Source organism: Mycobacterium lehmannii (assembly GCF_002245535.1).
In the GTDB taxonomy this organism is placed as follows: Bacteria; Actinomycetota; Actinomycetes; order Mycobacteriales; family Mycobacteriaceae; genus Mycobacterium; species Mycobacterium lehmannii.
Genome location: NZ_NKCN01000007.1, coordinates 1 through 16,765 on the forward strand (window position 1 = coordinate 1; position 16,765 = coordinate 16,765).

At 67.2% G+C, this 16,765-nt stretch carries 22 protein-coding genes; 15 read left to right on the top strand and 7 right to left on the bottom strand.

All coding sequences use genetic code 11. The annotated features are described in order from the left end of the window. Window positions 1-203 precede the first annotated feature (203 nt). Window positions 204-1,133, top strand: a complete 930-nt coding sequence (locus CEX87_RS09945; RefSeq protein WP_064427656.1) for an LCP family protein — start codon at window positions 204-206, stop codon at window positions 1,131-1,133. A gap of 131 nt (window positions 1,134-1,264) precedes the next feature. Next, entirely contained in the window at window positions 1,265-1,810 is a 546-nt protein-coding gene (locus CEX87_RS09950; RefSeq protein ID WP_094287092.1) for a ferritin, read from the top strand. A gap of 23 nt (window positions 1,811-1,833) precedes the next feature. On the opposite strand, the gene CEX87_RS09955 is transcribed toward CEX87_RS09950, so the two are convergent. The 3 genes from CEX87_RS09955 to CEX87_RS09965 all read right to left on the bottom strand — a co-directional run bounded on the left by CEX87_RS09955 (window position 1,834) and on the right by CEX87_RS09965 (window position 4,133). Continuing rightward, a complete protein-coding gene (locus CEX87_RS09955) occupies window positions 1,834-2,688 on the bottom strand; it encodes a glycerophosphodiester phosphodiesterase (protein WP_064418189.1) in 855 nt (284 codons plus the stop codon). A gap of 5 nt (window positions 2,689-2,693) precedes the next feature. Further along, window positions 2,694-3,722, bottom strand: coding sequence for a DUF4328 domain-containing protein (locus CEX87_RS09960; RefSeq protein ID WP_094287002.1), 1,029 nt, complete (start codon window positions 3,720-3,722; stop codon window positions 2,694-2,696). A 69-nt stretch (window positions 3,723-3,791) separates the two neighbouring features. Then, the gene (locus CEX87_RS09965) at window positions 3,792-4,133 is read right to left on the bottom strand and encodes a rhodanese-like domain-containing protein (protein WP_066811799.1); all 342 of its coding nucleotides are present in this window, start codon (window positions 4,131-4,133) and stop codon (window positions 3,792-3,794) included. Between the two features lie 368 nt (window positions 4,134-4,501). On the opposite strand from CEX87_RS09965, the gene CEX87_RS27200 reads away from it, so the two are divergent. Next, window positions 4,502-4,660, top strand: a complete 159-nt coding sequence (locus CEX87_RS27200) for a hypothetical protein (protein ID WP_158220762.1) — start codon at window positions 4,502-4,504, stop codon at window positions 4,658-4,660. 102 nt (window positions 4,661-4,762) lie between these two features. On the opposite strand, the gene sodN is transcribed toward CEX87_RS27200, so the two are convergent. After that, entirely contained in the window at window positions 4,763-5,185 is a 423-nt protein-coding gene (gene sodN, locus CEX87_RS09975; protein ID WP_064395071.1) for a superoxide dismutase, Ni, read from the bottom strand. An 85-nt stretch (window positions 5,186-5,270) separates the two neighbouring features. On the opposite strand from sodN, the gene CEX87_RS09980 reads away from it, so the two are divergent. The 4 genes from CEX87_RS09980 to CEX87_RS09995 all read left to right on the top strand — a co-directional run bounded on the left by CEX87_RS09980 (window position 5,271) and on the right by CEX87_RS09995 (window position 7,928). After that, window positions 5,271-5,549, top strand: a complete 279-nt coding sequence (locus CEX87_RS09980) for a S26 family signal peptidase (RefSeq protein WP_233151341.1) — start codon at window positions 5,271-5,273, stop codon at window positions 5,547-5,549. Window positions 5,550-5,671: 122 nt separating this feature from the next. Further along, a complete protein-coding gene (locus tag CEX87_RS09985; protein WP_064395070.1) occupies window positions 5,672-6,205 on the top strand; it encodes a hypothetical protein in 534 nt (177 codons plus the stop codon). A gap of 260 nt (window positions 6,206-6,465) precedes the next feature. Further along, on the top strand, window positions 6,466-7,152 hold the full coding sequence (locus tag CEX87_RS09990; RefSeq protein WP_064395069.1) for a TMEM165/GDT1 family protein: 687 nt from the start codon (window positions 6,466-6,468) through the stop codon (window positions 7,150-7,152). Window positions 7,153-7,529: 377 nt separating this feature from the next. After that, window positions 7,530-7,928 (top strand): helix-turn-helix domain-containing protein, encoded by a 399-nt coding sequence (locus CEX87_RS09995; protein WP_064348517.1) that lies wholly within the window; start codon window positions 7,530-7,532, stop codon window positions 7,926-7,928. Between the two features lie 51 nt (window positions 7,929-7,979). Here CEX87_RS09995 and CEX87_RS10000 read toward each other — a convergent pair whose 3' ends face one another. Continuing rightward, the gene (locus CEX87_RS10000) at window positions 7,980-9,164 is read right to left on the bottom strand and encodes a hypothetical protein (RefSeq protein ID WP_094287006.1); all 1,185 of its coding nucleotides are present in this window, start codon (window positions 9,162-9,164) and stop codon (window positions 7,980-7,982) included. Next, entirely contained in the window at window positions 9,161-9,652 is a 492-nt protein-coding gene (locus CEX87_RS10005; protein ID WP_064418186.1) for an ImmA/IrrE family metallo-endopeptidase, read from the bottom strand. The genes CEX87_RS10000 and CEX87_RS10005 overlap by 4 nt, the downstream gene beginning before the upstream one ends. Before the next feature lie 253 nt (window positions 9,653-9,905). Between CEX87_RS10005 and CEX87_RS10010 the strand changes: the two genes are divergently transcribed. From CEX87_RS10010 to rraA, 7 genes are all read left to right on the top strand, one after another. Then, entirely contained in the window at window positions 9,906-10,562 is a 657-nt protein-coding gene (locus CEX87_RS10010) for a DUF6474 family protein (RefSeq protein WP_064418185.1), read from the top strand. A 7-nt stretch (window positions 10,563-10,569) separates the two neighbouring features. Next, window positions 10,570-11,085, top strand: coding sequence for a hypothetical protein (locus CEX87_RS10015; protein WP_094287008.1), 516 nt, complete (start codon window positions 10,570-10,572; stop codon window positions 11,083-11,085). Window positions 11,086-11,119: 34 nt separating this feature from the next. Further along, a complete protein-coding gene (locus tag CEX87_RS10020; protein ID WP_094287010.1) occupies window positions 11,120-11,665 on the top strand; it encodes a copper resistance CopC family protein in 546 nt (181 codons plus the stop codon). Continuing rightward, window positions 11,641-12,585, top strand: coding sequence for a copper resistance D family protein (locus tag CEX87_RS10025; RefSeq protein ID WP_094287012.1), 945 nt, complete (start codon window positions 11,641-11,643; stop codon window positions 12,583-12,585). Before CEX87_RS10020 ends, CEX87_RS10025 begins: the two co-directional genes overlap by 25 nt. Before the next feature lie 90 nt (window positions 12,586-12,675). Next, complete coding sequence (locus tag CEX87_RS27075) at window positions 12,676-13,194, top strand: hypothetical protein (protein ID WP_064395064.1); 519 nt, start codon at window positions 12,676-12,678, stop codon at window positions 13,192-13,194. A gap of 47 nt (window positions 13,195-13,241) precedes the next feature. Further along, window positions 13,242-13,991 carry a MerR family transcriptional regulator gene (locus tag CEX87_RS10035; RefSeq protein WP_094287014.1) on the top strand — a complete coding sequence of 250 codons (750 nt, stop codon included), beginning with the start codon at window positions 13,242-13,244 and terminating at the stop codon, window positions 13,989-13,991. Continuing rightward, window positions 13,988-14,473, top strand: a complete 486-nt coding sequence (rraA, locus tag CEX87_RS10040) for a ribonuclease E activity regulator RraA (RefSeq protein ID WP_094287016.1) — start codon at window positions 13,988-13,990, stop codon at window positions 14,471-14,473. The genes CEX87_RS10035 and rraA overlap by 4 nt, the downstream gene beginning before the upstream one ends. A gap of 69 nt (window positions 14,474-14,542) precedes the next feature. Here the strand turns inward: rraA and CEX87_RS10045 are convergent, their stop codons facing one another. Next, the gene (locus tag CEX87_RS10045) at window positions 14,543-16,018 is read right to left on the bottom strand and encodes a flavin-containing monooxygenase (protein ID WP_064425946.1); all 1,476 of its coding nucleotides are present in this window, start codon (window positions 16,016-16,018) and stop codon (window positions 14,543-14,545) included. A 79-nt stretch (window positions 16,019-16,097) separates the two neighbouring features. On the opposite strand from CEX87_RS10045, the gene CEX87_RS10050 reads away from it, so the two are divergent. Next, window positions 16,098-16,745 (top strand): TetR/AcrR family transcriptional regulator, encoded by a 648-nt coding sequence (locus CEX87_RS10050; RefSeq protein ID WP_064418179.1) that lies wholly within the window; start codon window positions 16,098-16,100, stop codon window positions 16,743-16,745. The last annotated feature ends 20 nt before the right edge of the window (window positions 16,746-16,765 follow it).

Sequence of the window (16,765 nt, forward strand, 5' to 3'; positions counted from 1 at the left end):
GCATGCCACCGCCCCGCATGCCACCTCCGCGGATGCCGCCACCCGCCGCGCCCCGACGCACACCGCCTCCGCCGCCACCTCGGGCAGGCGCTCGCCCCACGGCCGCCCGCGGACCGGCACCACGACCCCTACCGCCACCGCCGCCTGCAGCCCCGACGAAGCCGAAACGCGCTCGGCGCCAACGGCATTGGGGCCGACTGCTGTTGGTGGTGCTGTTACTGGCCGTGACGGCGGTCGTGGCCGGTGGCATCTGGATGGACTCGTCACTGCAGCGCATCCCCGCGCTGGCCGATTACGCCGGCCGGCCCGCCGCGGGCGCGGGCACCACGTGGCTGCTCGTCGGATCGGACAGCCGTCAGAACCTGACCCCTGAACAACAGGCGCAGCTGACCACCGGCGGGGACATGGGCAACGGCCGCACCGACACGATCCTGCTTGTGCACATCCCCGGCATCGCCTCGAGCACCGACACGACGATGGTGTCGATACCTCGTGACTCCTACGTGTCGATCCCGGGCTACGGCAGCGACAAGATCAACGCCGCGTACTCGGTGGGCGGCCCGCAATTGCTCGCCCAGACGGTCGAAGAGGCGACGGGCCTGCGGATCGACCGCTACGCCGAGATCGGCTTCGACGGGTTCGCGACCATGGTCGACGCGGTCGGTGGTGTGACGATGTGTCCCGCCGAGCCCATCAGCGATCCCCTTGCCGGCATCGACCTGCCGGCCGGATGCCAGAAGCTCGACGGCCGCAGCGCGCTGGGGTTCGTCCGCACCAGGGCCACCCCGCGCGCGGACCTCGACCGCATGGTTCACCAGCAGGAGTTCATGTCCGCGCTGCTGCACCGCGCCACCAGCCCGTCGGTGCTGCTCAACCCGCTGCGCTGGTATCCGATGGCCGAAGCCGCCGGCCACACCTTCACCGTCAACGAGGACGATCACGTGTGGAACCTGGCCCGGCTCGCCTGGGCGATGCACGGAGACGTCCTCACCACCACCGTCCCCATCGGGGAGTACTCCAGCGGTGACGCCGGCTCGGTCGTGGTCTGGGACGACGCCCTGGCAAGCCAGTTGTTCGAGGCGCTGCGGACCGACTCCCCGGTACCGCAGGACGTTCTCGACGCGCAGCCCTGACGCACCTTCAGCAAACATTCATCCGGGCGTGTAACCGCCGTCACAAAGGGTCGACTCATTAAGGTAAACCTGACCTCTGTTAGGTCGACCTTCGCTGACTATGGCCTCTGAGCTGGGATATCGTGGCGTCCATGACCACTGCTGAAGCATCCGACACCAAATTCCACGCCCTGCTGCAAGAGCAGATGCGCAACGAGTTCGGCGCCGCGCAGCAATACCTCGCCATCGCCGTTTACTTCGACGGAGCCGACCTTCCGCAGCTGGCCAAGCATTTCTACCGGCAGTCGGTCGAAGAGCGCAATCACGCCATGATGCTGGTCCAGTACCTCCTCGACCGCGACGTCGAATTCGAGATCCCCGGGGTCGACGCGGTGCGCAACGCCTTCGATGCTCCGCGCGATGCGCTCGTGCTGGCCCTCGATCTGGAGCGCACCGTCACCGAGCAGATCGGCCGGCTGGCCGGCGTGGCCCGCGACGAGGGCGACTACCTCGGCGAGCAGTTCATGCAATGGTTCCTCGGTGAGCAGGTCGAGGAAGTCGCGCAGATGACGACGTTGGTGCGCGTCGCCGACCGGGCCGGCGACGACCTCTTTCGCCTGGAGGACTTCGTAGCGCGCGAGCTCGGTTCGACGTCGAAGGACGTCGGCGCACCGAAGGTCGCAGGAGGCAGCCTCTGAGCGTCGCGCGGATCTGAGCGCGGCTAATCGCGACCGGCGGCGCCGGCCAGACCGTTCTGCAGCCAATCCTTGGTGCGGCCGGGGTGGTTGGTCGCGGCCCATGCCACACCGAGGTCGCGGCAGTACTGCACGTCCTCGAAATGGTCGACGGTCCAGCAGTACAGCGCGCGGCCTTGCGCGGCCGCCCGGTCGACCAACTCCGGATGCTCCCTCAGTGTGGCGATCGACGGCCCGACCGCGGTGGCGCCGACGGTCGTGGCGGCGCTGCCGCCGAGGTAGCGCGACGTCTCGCCGAGCAACACGGTCGGCAACATCGGGGCTGCGCGTCGGATTCGCCACACCGCGGCCGCCGAGAACGACATCACCACGGCGCGCGACAGGTCCGCCGATGCCGGGGAGGCGATCCCGAACCGGTGCAGCAGCGCCAGCACCTTGCTCTCCACCAGCCCACCGAACCGGACAGGGTGCTTGGTTTCGATGAACACCTTGACCGGCCGGTTCCAATCGAGCACAAGAGAGATCAGCCCTTCGAGGGTGAGCAAGCCCGTATCACCTTGCACCTCAACGGCATTGCGGCTTGGATGCCAACCGCCGTAGTCGAGCTCGCGCAGTTGGGCGAGCGTCATGTCGCTGACGAGCCCCGTTCCGTTCGACGTGCGGTCGACCCGTCGGTCGTGCACACACACCAGGTGGCCGTCGCGGGTGAGTCGCACATCGCATTCCACGCCGTCGGCGCCCTGCTGCAGCGCAAGCTCGTACGCCGCGAGCGTGTGCTCGGGACGGTCGGCCGACGCGCCGCGGTGCGCCACGACGAAGGGATGGCCCCCGGGCGTCGGTCCGGAAGTCGCGTTCTCGGCGGCTTCGGAGTCGCCTGTCATAGGGCCTATGCTGCCGGGTCCTGCCCGTGCGACTCAACCGGAGCCTCGGGCTCGGGTCGATCCTCCGCCGGCCTGCTGTCGTCGGGGACGATCACCCAGCGCTTGCTCGGGCGCTCGACCGGCTGCCGTTCGAAACCGGAAACGACCTTCATGGCGAGCAGCAGGGTGGTCAGCGCCAGCAGATAGGCGATCATCGTGGTCATCGTGTTGTCGGCGATTCCCTGCGCATCGCGGGTGAAGCTGGTCGCGATCGACCAGATCGACACCGCGTAGCTGGCTACCCACGCAAGCCACCACACCGCGATCGGCCTGCGCAGATAGCTGAGCCGCTCCTCGACGCCCGCCAGTTCGAGGACGAACACCGGCGCCCAGAACAGATTGACGAACGGGAGCAGGCAGCCGGCCTTGAGTCGCCAGGAGGATCGAGGGTCCGTCGTTCCCCGGTAGGTGTAGGCGGCGGCCCGCCTGGCGATGAGCCAGTTCGTCAGCACGATGAGGCTGGCCACCACCATGAACGCGGCAACGACGCTGAGTACGACACCGAACCAGGTCGCGATCGCGGCGATCCACGGGGGCAGCAACACCGACCGGTTGATGATCAGCAGCACGTAGCGCGCGAGGTGGATCAGCGCCGCGGCGCCCAGCACCGCCATCGTCAGGAGCAGCGTGCCCGTCACCATGCCCGGCGACGGGCCGCGGCGCGGCGCCTCCTGCTGTTGGTCAACCGGCGCGGGCTGGTCGACAAGTCCCCATCGCGGGATGGTCGCGTAGCGAGGTGTCGGGCCGAGCGCGCGCTTCGGGCGCCGCGGATGCGGCGGTGCGCCCGGCCGCACGGCGATCCAGCGGTATCCCGGTGGCAGCTGCGGCCGTGGGCCGGGCGCTGCGGCCGCGGACCGTGCGCTCCACTGGGCGTTCGCGGTGTCCGGCGCAGACGCCGATGGCGGCATCAGCGATCCGTTGCACCGCGGACACCACGTCCGGCGCCGGTCGCGCACGTTCCACCGGGTTCCGCACGCCGAACACACCTGAATCATTTCGCTCCTCGCGCGCGCGGAATCACTTCACTCCTCGCCCGACCATTCGACCAGCGTAGCGACGATGCGTCAGACCACACCCGGCCCGCCGTCGTCGGTCACGATCGGTCGGCCGGCACCGGCCCAGGCGAACATGCCGCCGCTGACGTTGACCGGTGAATAGCCGTTCCTGGCCAGGTACTGCGCCACGCTCTGCGACCGCCCACCGGCTGCGCAGATCACGAACACCTGCGCGTCGACGTCGATCTCCGCCAGACGCGCTGGGACCTGTCCCATCGGGATGTGCCGCGCATCCGGGGCATGCCCGCGTGCCCACTCATCGTCCTCGCGTACGTCGAGCAGGATCAAGCCGGCGTCGAAGGTCGTCGGCACGTCGGCAACGTCGACCTGCGCGATTTCAGCCTCTTTCATGCCTCAATGCTGACATGCCGCCAGCCGGCTCGCGGCGACAGCAATGACCACCTATCCACAATTTCCACAGGTTCATCCACAAGCCGCGACATCGGAGAACCCGCCTTGAGCCGCTGAATCTGTGTTTTTCCTGAGGATCGCTGTGGATAAGCGGTCGACGTTTGGGCGCTCCCATCAACAGGCGGTCGGGCGGCGAGCGAAATCCCTAGTCCCGCTAACCGCGACTTGAGCCGGCCGCACCCACATTCCGTGGTGCGCGCGAGCCGATTTTTCCGGTTCGACGCAAGGGGCTATGATCGGCGTCACAACCAGCAGTTGTGATAGATCTCACCCGGGGGAACGTGAAACATGCAGGTCAGGAGGGGTTCATGACATCTTCGATGGGATCGGGTTCGGCGATGCCCCCCACGAAGTGGCAGTCCTCGACGCCCGCCGCCTACAACCGCAGCCAGCTGATGGCGTTACTGCGCGCCGGCGTGATCGCGCTGGTGCTCGTGATCGTGCTGGCCCTGATCGTCCTGTTCTGACGACGAGCCGCCGACTCCTTCGCGAGGATACGACTTCTTCGCGACAACACGACAAAGCCGCCGGGTCTATGACTCGGCGGCTTCTTGGTGTCAAGAAGGTTTTCAGGCGGGCGGATAGACACCCATCTGCTTGCCCTTGTCGGTCTGCCAGAAGATGTCGGCGATCTCGTCGATCGTCTTGAGCAGCTTCTCGGCGACGGCGACATCGAGCGACTTCTTGACGTCGCCCGCGCCGTGCACGCCGTCCCAGAACAGCTGATGCAGGTTGGGGAACTGCTCGAAGTGATCCTTGGCGAAGAAGTCGGCCCACAGCACCATCAGGTGATGTTTGACCTCCTCGGCCTGCCGCTCCTTGATGATGATGCAGCGCGCGCGGAAGTGCTCATCGTCTGAGTCGTGGTACTTCTGGATCGTCTTGAGGCACGAGAGCGCCTCGATTTTGGCCTGCGCGGGGTCATAGACGCCGCAGTAGAGATCGCAGTGGGCATGGGCAGGGGTCGCGTGGTTCAACAATCGATGCAGCATGTACCTAACCTACCCTTTGGAGGTGCGCCGCAACCAGACACCGCGACGCTGGCCTCTGCGGTTGTTCCGAGTGGTCGACGACTCGATGCGCCCGACGGTCGGCCCAGGGGATGGCCTATTGGCCCTGCGGGGCGGGAGCATTCGGCGCGGGCAGCTACGGGTGTTCCCGGATCCGCGGCGTTCGACACGGTGGCTCGTCAAGCGGGTCGGCGATGTCTACGCCGAGGGTCGCGACGTGATCTTTGAAGCGCGCTCGGACAATCCGGGCGCCCCCGGTGCCGTCGACTCCCACGAATTCGGCTGGGTCCCGGCGGCCGGTTCGTATCGCGTGCTGTGGACTGCCCGAGCCAATTCCGGTGATTAGCAGTCGTGTCCACTTGCGTGCCAGCCGAGTTCTGCCGCATGCTGAGCAAATCGACCCACTGGCGTGTCGGGCCATCAGTCGGCCAGAGGCCGGCGTCCGAACACCGATGGCGCGGAGGCGATATGGAGAGGGAGTCGGGCAAGGCGATCGAGATCGCCCCCTTTCATTCACGCGGTTCACTCAAGGGATTCGTCATCTCGGGTCGCTGGCCGGATTCGACCAAGGAGTGGGCTCAGTTGCTGATGGTCGCCGTGCGCGTGGCATCGCTTCCCGGGTTGTTGTCCACGACAACGATTTTCGGTGCCCGTGAAGAGCTGCCCGACGAGCCTGAGCCCAATACGGTCGGCCTCGTCCTTGCCGAAGGCACCGTGGTCGGTGAATCAGCGGTACCGCCAGGTTATTTCGCCGAGCACCAGCCGCCGGCCCTGTTGATGCTGCATCCCCCGTCGGAAACCACACCGTCACTGCCGGAGTGCAGCGGCGCGGCCTCCGGTTGCGTGTTGCTGCCCGGCCTCCCCCATCTCGGCCTCGAGCACCGCGCAGCATGGGTGGAAGCCGAATCCGACGGAACAGTGACCTCCATGGTGAGCCGCGTCGGCGTGGACCCGATCAGCCACCCGGACACCGCGATCCTCGCGATGCTGCTTGCGGCATAAGGGCTTTCGAAGCATTTGATTCGGGTGCATGAACGGTGGATTCGGGTGCCCGAAACCCTACGTGACACTGGCACATCCGCGCGATCGAAGCTATGGTCGGGTCAGTAAGCGAAGGGGAGTAGCCCCCAATCGTCGTGTCGACATACTGGCGCAAGCCCGGCCGGCGAACCACACATCCGAGGTGGTGGGCGAGACCTTCGACCGAAGCCGGCGGGGCATGAACATCGCTACGTCGGCGACGCGTCGAAAGGGTCGTCTAAATGCTCGCCGCCATCGTGGTCAGCCTGGCCGTGGTCTTCGTCGCCGAACTCGGCGACAAGTCGCAGCTGATCACCATGACCTACTCGCTGCGGCACCGATGGTGGGTCGTGCTCTCCGGGGTCGGGATCGCCGCGATGCTGGTTCACGGCCTGTCCGTCGCGGTCGGACACTTCCTCGGGGTGACGCTGCCCGAACGCCCGATCGCGTTCGTCGCCGCCATCGCATTCCTGTTGTTCGCGGTGTGGACGTGGCGCGAAAACGGGCACGACGACGAGGTCCGGATCGCCGAGCCGCGGTTCGTCGTCCCCGCGATCGTGTCGTCGTTCGTGCTGGCCGAACTCGGTGACAAGACGATGCTGGCCACCGTCGCCCTGGCCAGCGAACACAGTTGGGCCGGGGTGTGGATCGGCGCGACTGCGGGCATGGTTCTGGCCGACGGTGCCGCGATCGCTGCGGGCAGGCTGATGCACCGCAGGCTGCCCGAACGGTTCCTGCACGGCCTGGCCAGCGTGCTGTTCCTGCTGTTCGGGCTGTGGCTGCTGTTCGACAGTGCGCTGGGGTTGCGGTGGGTTGCGGTGGCGGTCACCGCTTCCGTCACCGTCGCGGTGCTGGTGATCTGGCTCATCCGCCGCCGCAGTGCACCCGTACCGTCCGGGGCACCCCAGCCGTCGACCCGGGCGTCCTGACCTCCATTCGCGCGCTCGGCGACCGCTCGCGCGGGCTCCCGCGACCATCCGCGCGGCACTTGGCAAACGCTGCGTTCGGCTCGAATGCATACAACTGACGTTGCCGGCGGCGGTCAGCGGGTTTCCTGCGCACGCGGTGCACGGCACCATGGCAAAACTAGCTCGACGAAGTGACTGTTGTTTGCTTCGTCGCACCGTATGGTAGAGGCGTCGGCGCACGGGGAACACGCGGTAGCCGGCAAGTAGCGGGCCTTGAACGCGGGGGCTGGTCAACTTTTCCCGGGTTTGCACTTGGTTGTTGCCACAACACTCGCTACGATGATCAGCAAATACGCCGCTTGTACACCGCTCGTCCAATGCATGTGGAGGTCATATCGATGAGCACGACGTTCGCCGCTCGCCTGAACCGGCTGTTTGACACGGTCTACCCGCCGGGACGCGGCCCGCACACCTCTGCTGAGGTGATCGCGGCACTGAAGGCCGAGGGCGTCACCATGTCCGCTCCGTACCTCTCGCAGCTGCGCTCGGGCAACCGCACCAACCCCTCTGCCACCACCATGGCCGCTCTTGCCAACTTCTTCCGGATCAAGCCGGCCTACTTCACCGACGACGAGTACTACGAGAAGCTCGACAAGGAGCTGACCTGGCTCGCCAGCATGCGCGACGAGGGTGTCCGGCGTATTGCCGCACGCACCGTCGGCTTGTCGCCGGAGGCCCAGCAGGACATCGTCCAAAAGGTCGATGAGCTGCGTCGCCGCGAGCATCTGGACGATTAGCCCGGTGCGGCTCGCCGCGTCATAGCTGGCGAAGCGGGGCCGCGCTACCAGCTACGTCGCTTGACCCGTCGCGCCATCGCGACGGGTCAGTGCTCTGTACTGCTCGGCGATCTCCAGAATCCACTCGCGGTCGGAATATTCGCTGGGTTGGTTCAACCAGCCCAGGCCCGGAAAATCGACGCGCTTGTCCTCCGATGCGCGGTCGGCGGTTCCCGAATGGATCCACTCGGCGATCGCCCGGGCCTGTTCCTGCGGCGGAACCGGCGGGGACTCGAGGTCCGCCTCGTCCAGGTCGGCATCATCGCCGGAAATTGAACCGTCGCCGGACACCGCACCGCGCGGGTCGACTCGAAGCTTGCGCCGGTGTTCGGCGGCCGTGGCTTCCAAGTAGAGCGCGTCGGAGATCAACGACATCCGTTCCGCCACCCGGAAGACGAGGGGTCCCCGCGGGCGGACACCGATGCCGATGTCGGGGTGCCTGCGGCCCAGTTCGGTGAGGATCGGCTGGATCGCCCGCAGTTCGCGCCTGGCGCCGAACCAGTCCTCGATGCTGGGTAGCAGCGATCCCGCGGCGACGACCAACATCGCGCAGCCCAGGAGCGTCGCCGCGGCCCCGACGCCGACCGGTCCGCCGCGGTCGAGGGCACGCAGGAAGAAGAAGGCCGACGCCACCACGATCAGCACGATGCCGATCGTGAACACGAACAGCGCACGCCCCCGGCGGCTGCGGTTCGAGTAGCGCAGCCCCGCCCACGAGACCAACGACAATGCCAGCAGCACGTAGAGCAGCGGCAGCAGCCACGGCAGCGTGTTCCCACCGCCGCTGAGATTGCGCTGCAGGTATTCCTGGGGCGACATCTCGGGCTGACGGCCCGCGGAGAAGAAGGCCACCGCGGTCACCACGGCGATCACCGCCGCGACGCCGTACTGCGCGGCCGCGATCTTGCGGATGGTTGCCGGTTTGCGCACCGACGACACGGTCGTGATCATCACGCAGCTGCCCGCGGCGCACGCGACGAGCGCCACCTGGGACAGGCCCAGCGAGATGTTGGGCCAGCGCAGCAACCGGTCGATGAGCAGCGTCAGGGGCTGCCAGTTCAACGCGGCGATCAGCGCCAAGCTTGCCAGCGCGACGATCATCGCGGTGCTCACCAGGCTCTGCTTATTGACCAGCGCCCATCCGATGCGTAGTCCGGTGGCCAGTCCGAGCAGACCGGCGATCACCCAGACGATCAACCAAACGCCTCTCCGAGCCGCACCTGGACGATCGACGAACGGTCCGAAGGAAGCCTGCCCAACCGGTACAGCAGCAGGGCCGCAAAATCCTCCGCCTCCTGCTCGGCCTCCTCACCGGCCGGACCCATACAACCGGTCCGCTGGTTGAGCATGTAGCTGATCAGATCTGAGCTGGCGAACTCGGTGCTCTCTTCGGCGGCCTGCGCGACGGGAATACCGTCGTGGCCCAACACCAGGTGTCCCAGCTCGTGGGCCAAGGTGCGGTCCCACGCGGGCAGACCCTTCTGTATCAGGAACACGTCGTGGTCGTTGTACTGGCGCCACTGCCCGCAGACACCGGGCGGCAGCTCGGCCATCTTGAGCTCGATGGGTCGTTTGCGGTCTTCGCTGACGGCCTCGACGAGTCGGGTCAGCGACACCTCTCCCTGTCGCGGCGCCAGTTCGAGCACGGCCCCGACCGCGCGGGTGACACGGCGGTTAGCTGGCATGGATCCCCCTTCCGACTAGTTCACTATGCGCTGTCCGCCGTCTTGATGGGCGGCTTCTTCAGTCAGTTCGCGAACTTTGCGGTCTGTATAAGCATGCCCTCAATACGCCATGCAGCCAAGACGGGCTCGGCGCCCTCCCGTCGGCGCCGAGCCGCCCGCAGGCCGAACGCTGTGAACGATAGGGTTGTGCTGCACCAACAACCTGCACAGCCATGACGTCAGCAATCGAGAAAACCACCGGGAGGCAGCCGGGATGAGCCCGTTCAAGCGACGCAAAACCCGCGCCACCCGCAGGGCCGAGGCCCGCGCGATCAAGGCGAAGGCGAAATTGGAGGCCAAGCTGGCCGCCAAGAACGAAGCCCGTCGCATCAAGTCTGCCCACCGGGCCGAGGCCAGGGCGCTCAAGGCGCAGCTCAAGGCCCAGCGCGACAGTGACCGCGCAGCCCTGAAGGTGGCCGAGACGCAGCTGAAGGCCGCACGCGAAGGCAAGCTGTTCGCCCCCGGCCGGATCCGTCGCATGCTCACCGTCATCCGCCTACTCGCGCCGATCGTGGTGCCCGTGGGCTACCGCGCGGCCATCGCCGCGCGCGGCTATGCCGATCAACGCCGGGCGGACCGGCTCGGTGTTCCGCTCAGCCAGGTCGGCCAGTTCAACGGTCACGGCGCCCAGCTGTCGGCGCGCATCTCCGGTGCCGAACAGTCGTTGCGGCTCGTCTCCGATAAGAAGCCGAAGGACGCCGAGACCAAGCAATTCGTCGGGGCGATCACCGAGCGCCTCGGGGACCTGTCCGCCGCGATCGCCGCCGCCGAGCACATGCCGCCGTCGCGGCGCCGGTCTGCGCACGCCGCTATCGAACGGCAACTCGACGGAATCGACGCCGACCTGATGGCTCGGCTCGGCGTGAGCTGAGCTGAAAGTGTCGCCGTCCGGCTCCGCAGCCCGCCTTCGTGGCGCGGTTGCGGGGCTGCTGACGGCGACGCTCGCGGTGGCCGCACACGGTTACGGCGGTGCAGAGCCGCCGGGCGGTGCCGCGATCGTGGCGCTGGTCATCGTCGCCGCGACCGTCGGCACATCGACCGCCACCCTTTCCGCCGGTTCGAAAACGCCTGTCCTGCTTGCCATTCTGGCGTCAGGTCAGATCGCCGGCCACATCGTGCTCGGCGCCTCCGGGCATATCCATGCGACGCAGACCGCGACGATGGTCACCGCCCATGCGGTGGCGGTCGGCGTGGGGGCGGTGCTGATCGCGGCCGGTGAACGACTGAGCCGGGCGCTGTCGCGTGTAGTGCGTGTGGCGGTGCGCGTGGTGTGCCCGCCTGCCGCACCGCAGGGCCGTCCGATCGTGCGGCGGGCCGAACAACCGCTTCGCTCTGCGCTGCTTCTCGCCGCTTCGGTATCTGATCGCGGGCCGCCGGTCGCCCCCGCGTTCTGATCCACATACCAACGGCTCGAGAAAGACACATTCGATGAGAACCATCACCAGGGTGCCCCGTCGTGCCCTCACCACCGTCACCGCCGGTGCGGCCCTGCTCCTGTGGCTGACGATCGGAATGCTGGCCACCGCGGGCACCGCGTCCGCGCATGCGACCCGCATCGCGTCGGACCCTGCGGAGAACAGCCGGCTGACGGAGGCACCGGAAACGGTGTCCGCCACGTTCAGCGAGGCACTGCAGCCGCAGTTCGCGGCCATGACCGTCGTCGGCCCCGACGGCAACCTGTGGTCGACCGGCGAACCGCAGGTCCAGGGCGCTGTCCTCAGCGTCGGTGTGCGCTCACTCGGACCGACCGGGCGCTACACCGTGAACTACCGGGCCACGTCGGCCGACGGACACGTGGTCAACGGGTCCTGGTCGTTCGAGCTGAGCGTGCCGGGAACCGGGACACCGGGCCCGTCGGCGGCCGCACCGGCCAAGGCCCCGGCCGATGACGGCATCCCTGTGTGGCCGTTCTTCGCGGGAGCGGTCGTCATCATCGCCGCGGGCGCGGTGTGGGCGGTGCGGCGCCGCGCGTGACCCGTCGACGCACTGTGGTCGTCGGGGTGGTGCTCGCGACCGCCGCGACAGGCCTGACCTGGGGGCTGGCCTACCCGCAGGGGTCGCTGGGTGCGACCGCGGTGCGGATGGTCGCCGACTGCGCCGGTGTCGTCACGCTGGGCTTGGCGGTGGTGCCGGTACTCGACGGTGAGCGGCACCGCGGCGAGTTGTTGGCCCGCTCGACGCGACCGCTAACAGTAGCCTCGGTGCTGTGGCTGCTCGCCGAATTGACCCGGCTGATCGTCGCGGCCGCACAGGCCGCCTCGCTACCGGTGTTCCGCCTCGGCGTGCAGACCACCGCCGACTTCGCGACGACCACCGCGGCGGGTCGAGCGGGCATGCTCGCGGTCGCCGCCGCGACCGCCATAGCCGTGGCGGCGCTCGTCGCACCGCGGACGGCGTCGTGGAATGTCGCGGTGATCGGCGCCGCGGCGGTCGGAGTCGTCGCGCGCCAGCTGACCGGGCACTTCGCGAACAGCCCGCTGGGTGGTGTGGCGGTCACCGTGCATACCCTCGCCGCCGCATTGTGGGTCGGGGCGCTGGCGGCGCTGGTGCTGACCGTCGACCACCGCGGACAGTGGGCCCGGATGCTGCCGCGCTTCTCCGCACTGTCGCTGGTCTGTGTGGCGGTGCTGCTGGTCGGCGGGGTCGCCGGCGCCGCGCTCCGGTTGGGCGCACCGGCCGACTTGTACGCGACCGGTTACGGGCGGCTGGTGTCGGCCAAGATCGCGGTGACGGTCGCGCTCGTCGTCCTCGGCTGGCGAAACCGCACGATGTGGCTGCCCGCCGCACGGTCGCATCGCGCCACGGCGGTGGTCTCCCGAACCCGGGCGCAGGTCGAAACCGCGGTGATGCTCGTCGCGCTGGTCCTGGCCGCTGGTCTGGCCGTCACGGGGTAGTGCCATAGCCGGCCTGGCATGATGGACCGATCGACTTCCGGCCGCACGCTCGGCCGGCCTGGCGACCAGACACTGCAAAGGAGCAGCCCGATGGCAGACCAGCAGGGCCGACCCGACGAACAGCCGCACAGCACACCACCGGCGGATCAGTCGACCCCGCAGCCCGCTGCCGCGGAGTCGGCGAGCGTCTCCCCCGACCCGCTGATCCCTCCTCCGCCGGCGAAGAAGACACCCGCCAAGAAGGCTCCCGCCAAGAAGGCCGCCAAGAAGACTCCCGCGAAGAAGGCGGTGAAGAAGGCCGCACCGGCGAAGAAGTCGCCCGCCAAGAAAGCACCCGCCAAGAAGGACCCGGTAAAACAGGCGCCGGCGAAGAAAGCACCCGCGACTGAACCCGCCGCTACCGGCAAAGATGTTGAGTCTGCCGCGAAAGTGACTGCTGCGCAGGCGAAGTCGACGGTCGCTGCTGCCAGCAATCCGGTGGCCGGGCCGCCGCCGACGCCGTTGATCGGGCCCGAGCCCTCACGGTTGCCGGTTGCGGCGGCCATCGCTGCGGGTGTGCTGGCGATCATCGTCGTGCTGCTGATCCGCCGGGGAAGCGACGAGGGCTGACGAAAAACGCTTGACCCTCACGCCGCGTCAGGGTCGATAGTGGCGCTATGGACGCCATGACCGTCGGCGCGGTGGCCACCCTCACGGGTGTCTCGGTACGCACCTTGCACCATTACGACCACATCGGTCTGGTGGTGCCGAGCGTGCGCACCGCGGCGGGCTACCGCGGCTACACCGACGCCGACATCGAACGGCTGCATTTGGTGCTGGTGTACCGGTCGGTCGACATGCCCCTCGAGGAGATCCGCGCCCTGCTGGATGGGGATGGGGATGTGCTCGACCATCTCGAGCGCCAGCACCGGCTGTTGCTGGACCGTGCGGATCGGCTGCAGCACACGATCAAGGCAGTGGAGGAACTGATGAACTCACATCGCAGTGGCATACAACTGACCGCCGACGAGCAGGTCGAGATCTTCGGCAGCGCGGTGTTCGACGAGTACGCCGCCGAATCCGAGGAGCGGTGGGGAGGCACCGACGCGTGGAAACAGTCGCAGCAGCGCACCGCGCGAATGACCAAGCAGGACTGGATCGAGCTCAAGGCCGACAACGATGCGCTTTTGGCCGCGCTGGCCGAGGCGCGCCGCGACAGCGTCGTACCCGGCTCAGAGCGTGCGAACGAGCTGGCCGCCTGGCATCGCGCAAACATCGAGCGCTTCTACGACTGCGATCACGACATGCACGTGTGCCTGGCCGAGATGTATCTGGCCGACGAGCGGTTCACGCGCTACTACGACGACGTCGAGCCGGGGCTCGCGCAGTTTGTGCACGACATCATCGTGGCTAACATCGACCGGTGAGCATCGAACCCCGCCCCACCGCCGACCTTGTCGATGACATCGGGCCCGATGTGCGCAGCTGCGACCTACAGCTGCGCCAGTTCGGCGGGCGCGCGCAGTTCGCCGGCCCGATCGTCACCGTGAAGTGCTTCCAGGACAACGCCTTGCTGAAGTCCGTGCTGTCAGAACCGGGTGACGGCGCAGTGCTCGTGATCGACGGCGACGGGTCGCTGCACTCGGCGTTGGTCGGCGACGTCATCGCGGGGCTCGGCGTCGAAAACGGCTGGGTCGGCCTGATCGTCAACGGCGCGGTCCGTGACTCCGCGATGTTGCGCACCCTCGACATCGGTATCAAAGCGCTGGGGACCAATCCGCGTAAGAGCACGAAGACCGGTGCCGGAGAACGCGATGTCGCTGTCGAGTTCGGCGGTGTCGTGTTCCAGCCGGGCCACATCGCTTACAGCGACGACGACGGCATCGTCGTGGTCGCCGAACCGGACTGATCGCGAACCGTACACCAGGGTCGTCAATATTGGGGAATCACAGCCCTGGTGTACATCTCGCGGGCGAAGTTAGGCCGAAGCCTTCACCGAGGCGCGGTGTTTGGTGAACTCCAGCGCCTCGTCGTCGACCTTGCCGCGACGAATCAGCCGCAGGTCGAGCAGGTAGTTCTGCTTGAGCCGCCACGGCGGGACATGTCCGGCCTTCGGCAGGTAGTCGAGCGCGCGCAGGACGTAACCGGGGGTGAAATCCATCAGCGGGCGTTCGTCGACGCTGTTGCCGGGATGCATCGGTTCGAAGCGATCGAATCCCTCGGCGTCCATGTAGTTGAGCACCCGGCAGAAGAACTCGGAGACCAGGTCTGCCTTGAGCGTCCATGATGCGTTCGTGTAACCGATGGTGAATGCCATGTTCGGCATGTGGGTCAGCATCATGCCCTTGTAGGCCATGGTCTCGTTCAGCTCGATCGGCTCGCCGTTGCGCATGATCGCCGCGCCGCCGAACAGCTGCAGGTTCAAACCCGTTGCGGTGATGATGATGTCGGCCTCGAGCTCCTCGCCGGAGGCGAGCTTGATACCCGTCTTGGTGAACCGCTCGATGGTGTCGGTGACGACATCGGCCTTGCCGTGGCGGATCGTCCGGAACAGATCGCCGTTGGGCGCCAGGCACAGCCGCTCGTCCCACGGGTTGTAGCGGGGTCCGAAGTGCTTTTGCACGTCGTAGCCCTCGGGCAGCCGGCGCTGCGCCATGGTCATCAGCTGCTTACGCATGAAGTTCGGGAACCGACGACTGATCTGGTACTGCGCGGACTGGAACAGGATGCTCTTCCAACGGTTGAGCACATACGCGGGCTTCTCCGGAAGCGTCTTTTTCGTCCGAACCGCGAACGGATCCACGTCGGGCAGCGACCCGACATAGGTCGGTGAGCGCTGCAGCATCGTGACGTGCCCGGCACCCGAATTGGCCAACGCCGGGATCAGGGTGACCGCGGTCGCGCCGCTGCCGATCACGACGATCTTCTTGCCCTCATAGTCGAGGTCCTCGGGCCAGTGCTGCGGATGGATGACGGTGCCCTCGAAGTCGTCACGGCCGACGAACTCCGGGGTGTAACCCTCGTCGTAGTTGTAGTAGCCGCTCGCGGCGAACAGGAACGACGCGGTGATCTCGGCTTCCTCTCCGTCGCGCTCGACGCGCACGGTCCAGTGGTTCTTCTCATCCGACCAGTTCGCGGACAGCACGCGATGCTGATAGCGGATGTGCTTGTCGATGCCGTACTCGGCCACTGTCTCCTTGAGGTAGGCCATGATCGACGGCCCGTCGGCGATCGCCTTCTCCGAGGTCCACGGCTTGAACCGGAAGCCGAGTGTGAACATGTCCGAGTCGGAGCGGATGCCCGGATACTTGAAGAGGTCCCAGGTACCGCCGAGATTCTCCCGGCGCTCCAGGATGGCGTAGGTCTTGCCCGGGCAGCGGTCCTGCAGATGCCAGGCGGCGCTGATGCCGGAGATACCGGCGCCCACGATGACGACGTCGAGGTGTTCGCTCATGGTACCGGAGCGTATCAACGGTATGTCGAGTTAGTCAACGGGGTGTCGATAATCTCGACACCGTGTAAAGTCAATCGACGTGACCACCGTCAGCCAGTCCCGCGGACCGCGGGGACGTCGCTCCGGCCGCCCCTCCGGCGACGACCGCGAACACGCGATTCTCTCGACACTCGAGACGCTGCTCGAGGACCGCTCGCTGGCTGACATCTCGGTGGATGACCTGGCCAAAGGCGCAGGCATCTCCCGCCCCACGTTCTACTTCTATTTCCCCTCGAAGGACGCGGTGCTTCGTGCGCTCGTCGAGCAGGTCATCGCCGAGGCCGACGGCAACGCCGACGACGCGATGGGCGGCATGGATCCCGCGGTGGATCCGGCCGGAGTCTGGAAGGCCATCAACGCGCTGTTCAGGACGTTCGGTGCGCACCGCGCCGTGACCCTTGCAGGCGCCGCCGCCCGGCCCACCAATCCCGACGTGCGCGCGCTCTGGTCGCGCTTCATGCAGAAGTGGATCGACCACACCACCGCGTCGATCGAGAGTGAACGCGCGCGGGGTGAGGCGCCTGAGACCATCCCGGCGCAGGACCTCGCGACGTCGCTGAACCTCATGAACGAGCGCACGATGCTCGCGGCCTTCGCGTCCGAGCAGCCCGCGGTCAGCCCCGACCAGCTCGTCGACACCCTCGCCCACATCTGGGTCACCAGCATCTACGGCACCACTGGCCACTAGTCGGACATCGATGCGAACAT